The organism is Brevibacterium sp. LAARM3_SD1 (assembly GCF_057364765.1).
Map to the genome: position 1 here is coordinate 22,512 of NZ_JBNFOL010000009.1, position 13,760 is coordinate 36,271.

10 protein-coding genes and 1 pseudogene are annotated in these 13,760 nt (G+C 60.9%); 5 read left to right on the plus strand and 6 right to left on the minus strand.

What is annotated here, in order from left to right:
- From AC2W7L_RS07170 to AC2W7L_RS07180, 3 genes are read left to right on the plus strand one after another with little or no spacing between them, the layout of a single operon-like run.
- Positions 1-2,067 (plus strand): acetoacetate--CoA ligase, encoded by a 2,067-nt coding sequence (locus AC2W7L_RS07170; protein ID WP_369865352.1) that lies wholly within the window; start codon positions 1-3, stop codon positions 2,065-2,067.
- A complete protein-coding gene (locus AC2W7L_RS07175; RefSeq protein ID WP_062241679.1) occupies positions 2,064-3,032 on the plus strand; it encodes a 3-hydroxyacyl-CoA dehydrogenase NAD-binding domain-containing protein in 969 nt (322 codons plus the stop codon). Before AC2W7L_RS07170 ends, AC2W7L_RS07175 begins: the two co-directional genes overlap by 4 nt.
- 42 nt (positions 3,033-3,074) lie before the next feature.
- Positions 3,075-3,959: an amidohydrolase family protein gene (locus AC2W7L_RS07180; protein ID WP_062241730.1), complete on the plus strand. Its 885-nt coding sequence runs from the start codon at positions 3,075-3,077 to the stop codon at positions 3,957-3,959.
- Between the two features lie 57 nt (positions 3,960-4,016).
- Here the strand turns inward: AC2W7L_RS07180 and AC2W7L_RS07185 are convergent, their stop codons facing one another.
- From AC2W7L_RS07185 to AC2W7L_RS07200, 4 genes are all read right to left on the minus strand, one after another.
- Positions 4,017-4,598 carry a PadR family transcriptional regulator gene (locus tag AC2W7L_RS07185; protein WP_486003894.1) on the minus strand — a complete coding sequence of 194 codons (582 nt, stop codon included), beginning with the start codon at positions 4,596-4,598 and terminating at the stop codon, positions 4,017-4,019.
- A gap of 78 nt (positions 4,599-4,676) precedes the next feature.
- Positions 4,677-6,080, minus strand: coding sequence for a vanillate/3-O-methylgallate O-demethylase (ligM, locus tag AC2W7L_RS07190; RefSeq protein ID WP_486003895.1), 1,404 nt, complete (start codon positions 6,078-6,080; stop codon positions 4,677-4,679).
- A 135-nt stretch (positions 6,081-6,215) separates the two neighbouring features.
- Entirely contained in the window at positions 6,216-7,091 is an 876-nt protein-coding gene (gene purU / locus AC2W7L_RS07195; protein WP_486003896.1) for a formyltetrahydrofolate deformylase, read from the minus strand.
- Positions 7,092-7,103: 12 nt separating this feature from the next.
- Positions 7,104-8,009 (minus strand): methylenetetrahydrofolate reductase, encoded by a 906-nt coding sequence (locus AC2W7L_RS07200; protein WP_157070531.1) that lies wholly within the window; start codon positions 8,007-8,009, stop codon positions 7,104-7,106.
- A gap of 258 nt (positions 8,010-8,267) precedes the next feature.
- On the opposite strand from AC2W7L_RS07200, the gene AC2W7L_RS07205 reads away from it, so the two are divergent.
- Positions 8,268-9,584 carry an MFS transporter gene (locus AC2W7L_RS07205; protein ID WP_486003897.1) on the plus strand — a complete coding sequence of 439 codons (1,317 nt, stop codon included), beginning with the start codon at positions 8,268-8,270 and terminating at the stop codon, positions 9,582-9,584.
- A gap of 52 nt (positions 9,585-9,636) precedes the next feature.
- On the opposite strand, the pseudogene AC2W7L_RS07210 reads toward AC2W7L_RS07205, so the two are convergent.
- Positions 9,637-10,656, minus strand: a pseudogene (locus tag AC2W7L_RS07210) (acyl-CoA dehydrogenase family protein); the annotation flags it as partial.
- 468 nt (positions 10,657-11,124) lie between these two features.
- On the opposite strand from AC2W7L_RS07210, the gene AC2W7L_RS07215 reads away from it, so the two are divergent.
- The gene (locus AC2W7L_RS07215) at positions 11,125-11,859 is read left to right on the plus strand and encodes a phosphatase PAP2 family protein (protein WP_486003898.1); all 735 of its coding nucleotides are present in this window, start codon (positions 11,125-11,127) and stop codon (positions 11,857-11,859) included.
- A gap of 6 nt (positions 11,860-11,865) precedes the next feature.
- Here AC2W7L_RS07215 and AC2W7L_RS07220 read toward each other — a convergent pair whose 3' ends face one another.
- Complete coding sequence (locus AC2W7L_RS07220) at positions 11,866-13,692, minus strand: acyl-CoA dehydrogenase (RefSeq protein WP_486003899.1); 1,827 nt, start codon at positions 13,690-13,692, stop codon at positions 11,866-11,868.
- Positions 13,693-13,760: the final 68 nt, after the last annotated feature.

Genomic DNA, 13,760 nt, shown 5'->3' on the forward strand with positions numbered 1-13,760 from the left:
ATGTCGACGATCATTCGAGAAGTTCCTGCCGGCGCCATCGGAGACAGCAGAATCGGTGACTTCCTGTCCTGGGTCAACGAAAAACACGGAATGTCTCTCACCAGCTGGACCGAGCTCTACACCTGGTCGGTCACCGACGTCGAGGACTTCTGGGAATCTGTGTGGATCTATTTCGGTGTCACAAGCCACACTCCATATGATTCGGTGCTCGAAGCGCGCATCATGCCCCATGCGAAATGGTTCACCGGTGCCACGCTCAACTATGCCGAGCACTCCCTTGGCGCCCCCGAACAGGCAGACGACCTCGCCGTCACCGCAGTCTCTCAGACCCGCGACGATTTCGCTCTGACCTTCAACGAGCTGCGCTCCGAGGTCGCCCGAGTCCGTTCCGGTCTCATCGCACTCGGGGTGACCAAGGGAGATCGTGTCGTGGGCTACCTGCCCAACCAGCCCGAAGCGCTCGTGGCGTTCCTTGCCGCTGCGAGCCTGGGCGCGATCTGGGCCAGCTGCGCCCCCGAATTCGGCACCCAGTCGGTCATCGACCGCTTCTCCCAGGTCGAACCCACCGTCCTCCTGGCAATCCCCGGCTACAGATACGGGGCCAAAGACGTTGAACGCACCGACGAACTCGCCGAGGTAGTCGCCGCCCTCCCGAGCCTGACCCACCTCGTATCCGTCGACTACGGATCCTTCAGTCTCGATTCGGAGCTGCGCGAGGCATTCACGACAGGGGCTGGACTCGACCATCCGATCGACGTCGTCGACTACATGGACCTCGGAACCACCTCGGCGAGAGATAACGGGACGAATGCGGACGGCAGTGCTCCGGACACAGTACTCACCGAGCTCGAATTCGAACCGGTCCCCTTTGACCACCCTCTGTTCATCCTCTTCTCCTCCGGAACGACCGGGAAGCCGAAAGCCATCGTGCACAGCCACGGCGGCATCCTGATCGAGACGATGAAGAATCACGGCTTGCATTTCGACCTCGGCCCAGGCAGTCAGTTCTGCTGGTTCTCGACGACCGCCTGGATGATGTGGAACGCTCTGGTCGGCGGACTCGTCGTCGGATCATCCATCGTCATGATCGACGGCAACCCGAACTACCCGGATTCGAAGGAACTGTGGCGCATCGCCGCGAGTAGCCGCACCACGCTCATGGGCATGGCTCCCGGAGCGATCATGAGCGCGCGCAAGGACGGCTTTCGGCCTACGGAGGAATTCGATCTGTCCATGGTCGAACAGTTCGGCGCAGCCGGTTCCCCGCTGCCGGCCGAGGGCTTCGAATGGCTTGTCGAGCAGTTCGGGCAGGATGTGTTGGTCAATGTGGGGTGCGGTGGCACCGATGTGTGCACCGGCATCCTCCAGGGCTCACCTCTGGCTCCCGTGTATTCCGGTGAGATGACCGCGCCTTCGCTCGGCTTTGCGGCCACAGCCTTCGACTCGGACGGTCAGGAGATCCTCGACGAGCTCGGAGAGCTCGTCATCACCCAGCCCGTTCCCTCGATGCCTGTGACTTTCTGGGGAGAAGACGGCGACGACCGATTCGAGAAGGCGTACTTCGAGAAGTTCCCAGGCGTTTGGCAGCACGGCGACTGGGTTCGGTTCTCCTCTGACGGCGGAGTCGTCGTCACGGGCCGATCTGACGCCACCCTCAACCGAGGCGGGGTGAGGCTGGGCACCGCAGACTTCTATTCCGTCCTCGACACCCTCGACGAGGTGGCCGATGCCCTGGTGATCCATCTCGAGGATCCCGATGGCGGCATGGGAGAGCTCGTGGTCTTCGTCCAGACCGAATCCGACGTGTCCTTCACCGATGATCTCTCGGCCCGAGTCAGCCATGAGCTCAAGACCCGACTCTCCCCACGGCACATTCCTGACGAGATCGTTCCCGTGGCGAAGGTCCCTCTCGGTCGGACGGGCAAAAAGCTCGAAGTCCCGGTCAAACGCATCGTCCAGGGTGCCGCACTCGACGAGGTCGCGAGTCCCGGTGCTCTGCAGGATCCGCTCTCGCTTGATGAGTACGTCGCTTTTGCCGAAGCGCGGAGGGAGAGGGAGTCAGCATGAGCGCTGGGAAGAACACGAGTCCGTTCAATGATGCGAGTGAAAGACTTGCAATAGCCGTCATCGGCACTGGAGTCATCGGGGCCGCCTGGGTCTCGGGCTTCCTCGCCGCCGGCCACAGCGTCACTGCCTTCGACCCGGCTGACGGAGCGGAGAAGCGGTTGCTCGAGCAGGTGAAGGCCAACCTGGAGGTGACCGCCGGAGTCAATGACTCGCAGCTCAATCGTTTGGCCTTTGCGCCCACCCTTGCCGAGGCAGTTGCCGCAGCCGACTTCGTCCAGGAGAACGGTCCGGAGCGCCTCGAGGTCAAGCAGGCGATGCTTGCCGAGGTCGACGCCATGGCACCCGAGACGGCAATCATCGCCTCGTCGACGTCGGGATTCTCTCCGAGCGAGATTTCAACTGAAGCGACGAAGGCTCCGGGCCGCATCATTGTCGGACATCCTTTCAACCCGGCGCACCTCGTCCCTTTGGTGGAGGTGGTCCCCACCCCCGGGGCTTCCGTAGAGCTCGTCGATCGGGCGATGAAGATCTACCGGTCTATCGGGAAGAAGCCCATCCTGGTTCGAGCAGAGCTTCCCGGCCATGTGGTCAACCGCCTGCAGGCCGCGCTGTGGCAGGAGGCATACTCATTGGTCAATGAGGGTGTGGTCTCAGTGTCTGACATCGACACTGCGATCTCATATGGCCCCGGGCTTCGGTGGGCGATCCTCGGACCCTTGGCTCAGCAGTCGCTGTCGGGAGGTGCCGGCGGAATGCGTCACGTCCTCGACCATTTGGGACCGCCGCAGGAGGTGTGGATGCACGACCTCAAGCAGGTTCATCTCGACGAGGTTCTCAAGGAGAAGCTCATCGCCGGCGTCGACGACGAACTCGCGGGCAGGGACTCCACCGCCATCGCTCGACAACGTGACGAGATGCTCATCAGCCTGCTCGAACTGAAGTCCCGCTACGAGGAGCTTCCCTAAGCTTCGTATCCATTGTTCAACCCATGACTAGGAATTATGACGATGATCTACCAGCCAGCCATCGACACCGAGACGATCACGGCCATCGACGTACACACCCACGTCGAAGCCGACGACCACCATCACACCTCGCTCGACCAGGAGCTCCTCGATGCTTCGGCGGGGTACTTTCGGGCGTCGGTTCCCCGCACCCCTACCGTTGCCGATCTCGCCGACTACTACCGTGAGCGGAAGATGGCGGCAGTGATCTTCACGGTCGACGCCACAACAGCGCTCGGCGGACATCCGCCAGTTTCATCAGAAATGATCGCCGGACAAGCCGCGGAGCACAACGACGTCCTCATCCCCTTCGGGTCCGTCGATCCCCGCAAGCCAGCAGAAGCGGTCGACCGCATCCGCGACCTTGCGACGAACTACGGAGTGAGGGGCATGAAGTTCCACCCCAGTCTGCAGGGATTCGACCCGAGCCACTCCGACTACTACCCGATCTACGAGGTGTGCGCCGAGCACGGACTCGTCGCGCTCTTCCATACGGGCCAGACCGGAATCGGCGCAGGATTGCCAGGAGGCCGCGGGATCAAGCTGAGGTACTCGGACCCGATGCTCCTCGACGACGTCGCTGCTGACTTTCCGGAGCTGACTATGATCCTCGCGCACCCGTCCGTACCCTGGGCGGATGCATCGATCTCGATCGCCACGCACAAGGCCAATGTCTTCATCGATCTCTCAGGATGGTCGCCGAAGTACTTCCCGCCGCAGCTGACCCGGGCCATCGGATCGATGCTCAAAGAGAAGGCTCTGTTCGGCTCCGACTTCCCTCTCATCACTCCCGAGAGGTGGATCAGCGACTTCGAGAAGCTGGACGTCAGGGAAGAAGCAGTGCCGCTGATCATGAAGGAAAATGCGCTGCGCGTGCTGGGCCTGTGAGCGTATGATCGAGCTGGCGTCAGCCCGGACCGGCGCAATCGGTCGAAGAGCGTGTATTCACCCCTCGAGGTGCTCGGTCAGCTTCAGCCCGCGCTGTGCCCACGCGATCTCACTGCGGGCACGGTCAGCGAGTCCTTCGTAGGCGAATCGCTTATAGGTGATTGTCATCTCACGGTCCTTGTCGGCTGTGACGGCGAGTCGACGGTTGAGCATCGGTGATTCGAGCGCATCTATGTTGGCTATCTCGTCTTCGATGTACTCGAGCTCCCCCCTCCATACTTCGATGTGATTGCGAAGGAATGATATCCGCGCTTCGTGGTTCGCGGATTCGAGGTAGGCAGCTTTCAGATGAGCGGCATCGCGTGTGCGCTGATACTTCAGCGGAGAATTCATCCAATCGATGAACGATGATTCCCCCGCATCGGTGACGTGGTAGACCCGACGCATGCCGGCGGTCCCACGCGCCTGCTCCTCAGGAAGGATGAGTCCTTCTTCGGCCATCTTGCGCAGTTCGGGATAGATCTGCGAGTCGGGGGCGTGCCAGACATGGCCTACAGACTGTGAGAATTGTTTGGCCAGGTCATAGCCCGACATCGGTTCGATCCGGAGAAGCGCGAGGATGGCACTTCGTAGACTCATCTCGTTGGTCCTGTTCTGTTTGTCTGAAGACGAGGAGGGTCCGGGCTGTGCAGCCCGGACCCTCTCACATTACCGTTCTCAGGCTTTGTAGCCGGTACGCCATCCTCCCTGGTAGGTCTGGCGCGCAACAGTCGAGTACGGCACGGGGCTGACTACCGCGCGAACCTCGGTCTGCTCGTGAGGCTCGACGGATGCTTTCTTGGTTCCGCCACCCGGCTCGCCCCAGACGACCTTGAGTTCGGCACCCTCGGGAACGTCAGGATCGACGACGGCCAAGGAAAGCCCGCGACGCTCGTTCGCTGAGTAGCCTGTGAACATCGAGAAGCCGACCGTATTGCCATCGGCGTCGACGACCTTGTCGTAATTTGCCGAACCGTAGTTCGCCAGCGGAAGGTCGAAGTACTTGTAGTTCGGGCCGTCGACATTCAGAGGTGAGGAGAGCACCTTGCCGAGGTCGTCTGCATCCCACGCGAGAGTGACCTTTCTGCGCTGCGCGGCCGGATCCATCTTCTCCAGGGAGCTGCGGCCGATGAAATCGTGGTCGAACCTGATGAAAGATCCGTAGCCGAGCTCCCAAGGTGTCAGGTAGTAGTCCTCGATGTTTTCGGAGACGAACGAACCTGCAAGAGTGCCGGTCGCCTCGTAGCTGTCGGCTCCGAGCCATTCGCGGAATGTCCGTTCTTCCTCGCCGGTGTAGATGGCGGGCAGCGGAGAGGGAATCCATCCCGATTCGAGGGTGTTCGATGGGTAAGCGCGCGAACCGACCTGGAGCATGCCGAATTGACTGCCGGCCTCGACGATTGCGTCACGGATGACTTTGTGGTCATCATAAGGACCCCAAAGCTCTAGGCCAGGAGCACCCGCCATGCCGTGACGCAGTGTGCGCACCTGCTTGCCGGCGATGGTCATCGACGCCATGTTGAAGAAGCCGATCTTCTCCAGCGGACCGCCGTTGAGCTTCTCGATGATGTCCCATGCCTTGGGGCCTTGGATCTGGTAGCGGTAGTACCGACGGCTGACCGGATCACCGTAGGGGCGCGAAGGCGAACGACGGTCGACCTCGATGTCGAGGTCCTTGTAGTCGCCCGTCTCCGCGTGGAACATCAGCCAGTTCGAAGCTGGCGCACGACCGACGTAGACATACTCGTTTTCAGCCTCGTGGAAGAGGATGCCGTCACCGATCACATGTCCCGACGCCGTAGTCGGCACGTACTGCTTTGCCTTGTTCACAGCGAACTTCGCAACCGAGTTGATTGCGGTGTCGGAAATCAGTTTGATGGCGTCCGAACCGCGCAGGAAGACATTGTCCATGTGGTGCGACTGGTCGTAGAGGACTGCCGTCTCTCGCCAAGCGCGCTGCTCCTTGATCCAGTTCGAGAAGTCCGCAGGCACAACAGGATAGATATAGGATCCGATCTGCGAGTTGCGGAGGAGTTCGACAGGATTGCTCTTGTCGAGAATCTGCTGGAGATTGTCAGTCATCGTCGATGAACCTCTCTTGTTGTCAGGGATGCTCCGCTCTGAAACATCCGGTCTTGTGTGATGCTGGTCGGGAGTTGATGCATTGATGCGGCCGACTTTGACGTGTAGGTGAAGCACTGGAGATAAGACGCCGGATCAGTCGAATACGATGGTTTGGTTACCATGCCGGATGACTCGGTCTTCGGCGTGCAATCGGACTGCCTTCGAGAGCACCGCCCGTTCCACGTAGGCTCCTCTCGCCTGCATGTCGCCGGCGGACATCTTGTGGTCGACTCGGGTGACGTCCTGCTCGATGATCGGACCTTCGTCGAGATCCCTCGTCACGTAATGGCTGGTCGCTCCGATGAGCTTCACGCCGCGTTCCTTGGCTTTCCGGTATGGCCCTGCACCGATGAAGGCGGGTAGGAACGAATGGTGGATGTTGATCACTGGAACTTGGACGTCATCGAGGAATTTCTCGGACAGGATCTGCATGTACCGGGCGAGGACTACGAGATCGACGTTGCCGGCCAGCAGATCGATGATGCGGGCTTCTGCTGCGGATTTGTCTGGCCCCTGTGAAGGTACGTGGAAGAACGGGATTCCGAACTGGCGCACTGCTTCCGCGACGTCTGTGTGGTTCGAGATCACCAGGGGAATCGATACTGGCAGTTCGCCGCGCTGGTGCCTCCACAGCAGTTCGAGCAGGCAGTGATCACTCTTCGAGGCGAGCACCGCCATGCGTTTGAGAACCTTCTGCTCCTCGAGGCGGAAACGCATTCCGAGGGGTTCGAGAGTTGACGCGATGTCAGCCCGGATATCTGGAAATGTGGCAGAGAGACCCTCCTTGCGGAAGACGACGCGCTGAAAGAAGTCTCCTCCTTCCGGATCGGTCGTGTACTGGTCGAGGGAGACGATGCTGCCGCTGTTCCGAGCAATGAGCGAAGTGACTGTCGACACCAGTCCCGATTGATCAGGGCCAGTGACGATCAGGGTTGCGCAGTCTTTGCGCTGTTCGGCGAGATCGGTCATTTCATCGCCACCTCACTTTCGGGCAGTGAACTTCTGCGTCCACTCGGCAGTGGCCAACAATCCACCGAAAGTGTAGAAATGTGTTTTCAGGGTCTCCGGTGATTCCGGTTCACCTGCCTGGTCAGTCAGGTCTCGGACGAATCTGTCTGGCCCGGCGGTGCCGACGAGATTCGTCAGTGAGAATCCGTATTTCTTCACGATTCCGGCGCTCGTGCCCACACCGAACCGTCGGGCATAGCCGAGAAGTCTTTTGATACCCGCCGGGCCTGGTGTGCCAATCCGGATCACCGATTCGATGCCACGGTCGCGAACCTCACTGACCCATTCACTGACTCGCTGCGCGTCGAATGCGAACTGGGTGAGAACGACCTGGTCCAGATTCTGCTCTGCCAACGCAGAGACCTTGGCACTCAGGTGATACCAGAGATCGTCGTCACTGATATCGGGATGGCCCTCGGGATAGCCGCCGACTCCCACTTCGGCGACCCCGTAGTCGTGCAGGATTCCGGTGCGAATGACCGACAGCGAATCTTCGTACGGCCCCTCCGGCGTCGCAGGATCGCCGCCGACGACGAAGACGTGTTTCGTCGCATCAACTTGCTGCAGTGCATCGAGAAATTCTCTGAGCTCCCGTTCGGACTTGAGCCGACGGGCGGAAATGTGAGGAACCGGAACGAAACCCAGATCAGCTACAGCTTTCGACGCTTCGACTCGCATCGGGAGGTCTTCATTGCCGAGGAAGGTGACATTGATCCGCGTCCCCGGCGGGATCGCATGTGCTGCTTCTCTGAGATTGGGAATGTCCTTTCCGGTCATCTCGAGTGAGAAGTCGTCCAGTAGGCCCGTTGCGGTAAGTGACGCCACGGTCAGATTCCTTTCGTAGACACTGCTTTGTGCTCTCCAGATGACTATATGCATAGGTACTTGCCTATGTCCATAGGTAAATTACCGGGCGAACGATTCCTGCTTGGTTCACACACAAATGGGGGCCTGCCGTCACCGCTCGCCGTCGCATTCAGGCGAAGGGAAGGCATTGCCTACACGACAGGACGCTGATAATGTGCAGCACATCACCATTTACCTATCGATATAGGTATGCCGCAGCGAGGCGGCCCGGCCGACACATCTGAATCGGAGAAATGCGTGGATCTACGAGAACGAATCAACACTTCCCATATGTCGTCCTATCAATGGCTGATCGTCGGCATCTGCACTTTCCTCAATGCACTAGACGGGTACGACGTCCTGGCTATCTCATTCACATCGAATGAGGTCAGCGATGAGTTCAGCCTGTCAGGGACCACGTTGGGACTTGTCATGAGCGCGGCGCTCCTCGGCATGGCGGTCGGCGCACTGGTTCTCGGGCCGGTAGCCGATCGGATCGGACGTAAGAAAATGATGATGATTGCGCTCATCGTCAATGCCGTCGGGCTGTTCTTCACCGCAACCTCGACATCGGCTGCCGAACTCGGCCTCTGGCGCGTCGTCACAGGGTTGGGAATCGGCGGCATCCTGGTCAGCACCAATGTCATCTCGGCCGAATACGCATCACGCCGCCGTCGCGGACTGGCCATCAGCATCTACGCCGCCGGTTATGGAATCGGCGCTGCCGTCGGCGGCAGCGTGATGATCAGCCTCATCGGAGCATTCGGATGGCGGTCAGTCTTCGTCTTCGGCGGCAGTCTGACCGTAATGTCCTTGTTCCTTGTCATTTGGCTGATTCCAGAGTCCGCTTCGTACCTCTACAACCGGAAGCCGACCAACGCGCAGAAGCGCCTCGACGCCATCGCCGCGAAGCTCGGACACAATGAACCGGTCGACCTCTCTGCAGCAGAATCGGACATGGAATCCGGTGCAGGCACCGGCAAAGGCGTGAGCTCACTGCTTAACCGCCGCAATCGTCGAGTCACCCTCGTCGTCTGGGCTACCTTCTTCATCGTCATGTTCGGGTTCTACTTCGTCAACTCGTGGACTCCGCGCCTGATGAATGAGACAGGACTCAGCGAGTCACTGTCGATGGTCGTCACTGTGGGCCTGACGGTGGGCGGGGCCATCGGCTCTGTGACATTCGGACTCTTCACCTCGCGCTGGTCGACCCGTTCCGTCCTGATGAGCTTCTCTGTCCTGGCCGCGATATTCATGGCAGTCTTCGTCTTCACCGCTCAGTGGCTGGCGATCGTCATCATCTTCGGAGTGCTGGTCGGAATGTTCACCAACGGCTGCATCGCCGGTCTCTATGTCCTCACGCCACAGTCCTACTCAGCGTCGATGCGATCGACAGGGTCAGGCTGGGGAATCGGCATCGGACGCTTCGGCGCCATCATCGCCCCGACAGCCACCGGTGCCCTGCTCGACGGGGGCTGGAGCCCGCAGGCGATCTACGTGCTCGTCGGCGTCATCCTACTCCTGGCAGCGCTCGCACTGCTCGGCATGCGCGGCATCGATGTCGAAGCGAACCGAAAGCCGGAGCCTGTGACCAGCCCTGCCCTATAAGCAGGCCCTCTTCATCGGCACCCAGGTGCTGAGGGGCGAACTCGTCGGCGACTCAGACGAATGCGGATTCTCCAGTCAATGCCGGGCCGACGATGAGCGCAATGACTTCATGTGTGCCCTCATAGGAGTAGACGGCCTCGGCGTCGGCGAAGAAACGCGCCGCGTCGTTCTCTAGCAGAATTCCGTTGCCGCCGTGGACCTCACGAGCCAGCGACACTGATTCACGCGCCATGCGGGCAGTCTGCATCTTTGCCAAGGCAGAATTCGCATCGACGTAGTTTCCGGCGTCCTGCTGTGCCGACAGCTGGACGACCATGCCCAACGATGCAGTGAGATTACCCAAGATCCGCGCAAGCTTCTCCTGGACAAGTTGGCAGCTGCCGATCGACCGGCCGAACTGCTCACGCTTCCTCACATACGCCAGGGCCGCGTCAAGGGCTCCCGCCTGCAGGCCGGTGGCGATCCATGCTACGTCGGATCGCATCACGCGCAGGATCCGATTGACGTCACGCCAGGAGTTCATCTCGCGCAATCGGGCCGATTCGGGGACTGCGACTTCCTCGAACCTGATCACAGAGTTCTGCATCGGACGTAGGGCGGCTTTTCCAACCATGGTGTCCATGCTCAGGCCGCTGCTCTCACTCGGAACCAGGAAGACCTTGACCTGGGAGTCTGCAACGTCGCGAGCGAAGACCGCGATAATGTCAGCCCTCGACGCGCCTCCGATCCATCTCTTAGCGCCGTCGATGATCCAGTGCCCTTCGCCGTCGCCGGCTGCCTCGTCGAATCGCGCCGTGGTGGCGAGGCCTCCGGCGATGTCAGACCCATGGCCAGGCTCGGTCAGCGCGAAGGCTCCCGCGAGGGCGAAGGATCGCACCTTCGGGTCGAGGACTGCGACCTGTTCGGGCGCGCCGCCGTGTCAGACGGTCGCCCGGAAGAGTCCGGACTGGCCGTTGTGCATCGTCGCCACCGACGCATCCGTGCGTGCGAGAACATAGTTGCGGAAGCCCGAGAACATGGTCGAATCGGCTTCCACTTCGGCTACGCCTTCGGGCCGCATCAGGTCAAGGTCGTCTCTGCATCGATGATCGGCATTCTGCGGCACTTCCCTTCCTTCGGTCTATGTTTCAGTGTGGTTGGGACCACATGAAACCAAAAGCAGAATAATCCTTATAACTAATCCGGAATCGCGAACATGTGCACCTGAAGGGTCTCGGATCTCAGCTTGCGTCGGGCGGCGACTCGCCCGGTGTCCTTGGTCAACACGCCCACTCGATGCTCGACCAGCAGAGACACCGCCGGCAACCCGATACCGCACCTCCAAGCATGAGATGGTCGGAACTGTCGCGGGACACAGAGTCAGCTGCGACGCGCTGGTGCAGCAGTGGACTCGGGCAGGAGCGACGGGCAGCCTGAATTCGCCACCGGGCAGAGTCAATCCCTGCATCCGAGGGACAACCACGGAGTGCAAGACAGAATTCACCGTGTCTTTATCCCCCACAGCAGAAGTGATTGCCCATTCCGTCTAAAATCGACTCTGATGGTTGCTGAACGCTATGTCGAATCCGAGAAGACGATCAGCAACCCCTCAGATCGCAGTCAGTGGACAGAACGAGCACAGGGGTTGCTGTCTTGGGCAACCTCATTCTGGGTCTTGGCGATCGGCTTCGTCATCGTCACACTCGCCGCGGCCGGCCCCCTGCGAGTCTGGGACTACAAGCTCAATCGACGATGGCTCTACCTCTTCGAACCCGACCTCGTCTGGTTCTTTCAGCACATCCTCGATCCCATCGCAGGCCAGGCCGTCTGTCTTCCCGTCCTGGCGATCACCGCAATCGTCCTGGCACGCAAACGTCGGTCCTGGCGCCCGATCGTCTTCGCGATCGCCGTCGAAGCAGCTTTCTACCTCGGCGTCGGTTCGCTCAAGGTCCTTTTCGCCCGACCGTCGACCACCCTTCACGACCCGCGGTTCTTCCACGGCGGTCTGATCGAAATCGGCGGCCGTGGAATCAGCTACCCGTCCGGGCACGCGGCCGAAGCAGTACTCATCTACGGCGCGGTCGCCTACCTCATCGCCACCTACAGCGACGTCTCCACCAGAACCGCGCAGCTGCTGTGGTGGGGCGTCGCCGCCGTCAGCGTAAACTCCGTGGTCGTGTCCTTCACCCTCGGCTGGCACTGGGCCACCGACCTCATCGGAGGTCTGCTGATCGGCGGGGTCTTCCTGCGACTGCTCATCATCGCCGACAGGCGAATACCCGATCTCAGTACCTGAAGTCGTTCACAGCCAGGTGTCGTCGAGGTCGGCGAACGTCGTCGCCCTGCTTTCGACGAGGTCGAACCACGGCCCGGTCTGCGGCAGTTCGTGAGCGAAGAAGTACCGTGCCGCCGCGATCTTTCCCTTGAGGAACGCCGAATCGCCGCGTTCACCGGCGGTCGCTCCGGCAGCCATCCCCTGCTGCAGCCACAGCCACGCCATCACTGTGTGTCCGACCGCTTCGAGATAGGTCCAGGCATTGTCGAGAGCCACCGTAGGATCTCCGCTCGCCCACACTGCGGTGGTCACGGATTCGATGCGATCCACGGCTGACTCCAGGGCAGCGGTCTCGGCGGTCCATTCGGAACGGTCGGCCGCCTCGGCGAGGGTCTCTCGCATCTGCTCCAGCAGCACCTGCAGTCCGGCCGCACCTTTCATAATGACCTTGCGGCCGAGGAGATCCTTGGCCTGAATGCCGTGCGTGCCCTCGTGGATCGGGTTGAGTCGATTGTCGCGATAGAGCTGCTCGACATCGTGATCGCGAGTGTACCCAGCACCGCCGAGCACCTGGATAGCGTGATCGTTGGCCTTCAGACACCACACGCTCGGCCAGGTCTTGACGATCGGAGTGAGCACATCGAGCAGCAGTGCGGCGCGCTCACGCTCCGCCTCGTTATCTGCGGTCTCGGATTCGTCGAGCAGACGCGCGGCATAGAGGATGAGTCCGAGTCCGCCCTCGACATAGCTCTTCGACGACAGCAGCATGCGCCGGACATCGGAGTGCTCGACGATCGGGACCGGCGGACCATCAGATCCCTTGGCGCCGTCGGGCCGACCTTGACGCCGGTCGCGAGCATAACGGAGGGCATCGAGGTACCCGTGGTAGCCGAGCCCCACGGCACCGGCGCCGACCCCGATGCGAGCCTCATTCATCATGTGGAACATGCAGGCCAGCCCCTGGCCCCGCTCTCCCACGAGGAAGCCGACCGCACCCGCGGAGCCCGCCGGAGTGTGCGCACCCTCACCGAAGTTGAGCAGCGTGTTCGTCGTTCCCCGCCATCCCATCTTGTGGTTGAGCCCAGAGAGGACGACATCATTGCGCTCACCGAGGCTGCCATCGTCGTTGACGAGGTACTTCGGCACGAGGAACAGGCTGAGACCCTTGACTCCCGGCTGGTCGCCGTCGGCACGTGCCAGGACGAGGTGGACGATGTTCTCCGAGAGCTCGTGATCGCCACCGGAGATCCACATCTTCGTTCCATGGATGCGGAAGGCGTCGTCCCCGCCGTCGGGGTCCGGAACAGCTTTCGTCGTGACGTCGCCCAAAGAGGAGCCAACATCGGGCTCGGACAGGCACATGGTGCCGAAGAAGCGGCCGTCGAGTTCGGGCAGCACGTACTTCTCGATCTGTTCCTCGGTGCCGTATTCGAGCAGCAGATTGGCGTTGCCCATAGTCAGCATCGGATAGCTGGCGGTGCCGATATTGGCCGCCTGGAACCAGGCGAAACAGGCCTTCGCGACCGTCTGCGGCAGCTGAATGCCGCCGACGCTCTCATCCATCGTCGCCGACAGCAGGCCGATTCCGGCGAACTGGTCGAGCGCAGACTTGATTTCGGGGATCAGCGTCACCGCCGTGCCGTCGAATGTCGGCTCGTTGAGGTCGGACTTGCGTGCGTGAGTGGCGAAACGTTCTTTCGCCAGTTCCTCGCTGGCTTCGAGCACGGAGTCGAAGACCTCACGCGAATGGTCGGAGAAGCGAGGCCGCTGACAGAGTTCGTCGACCTTGAGCCAGTCATAGAGTTGGAAGTCGATGTCCTCGGCGGAGAGGATGGATTCTGTCGCAGTCGTCAAGACGCCATTGCCTTTGCTCTGTTCAGTCACGAGTCCAAGCTATGGCTAATCGTTCGTTAAGTAAAGTC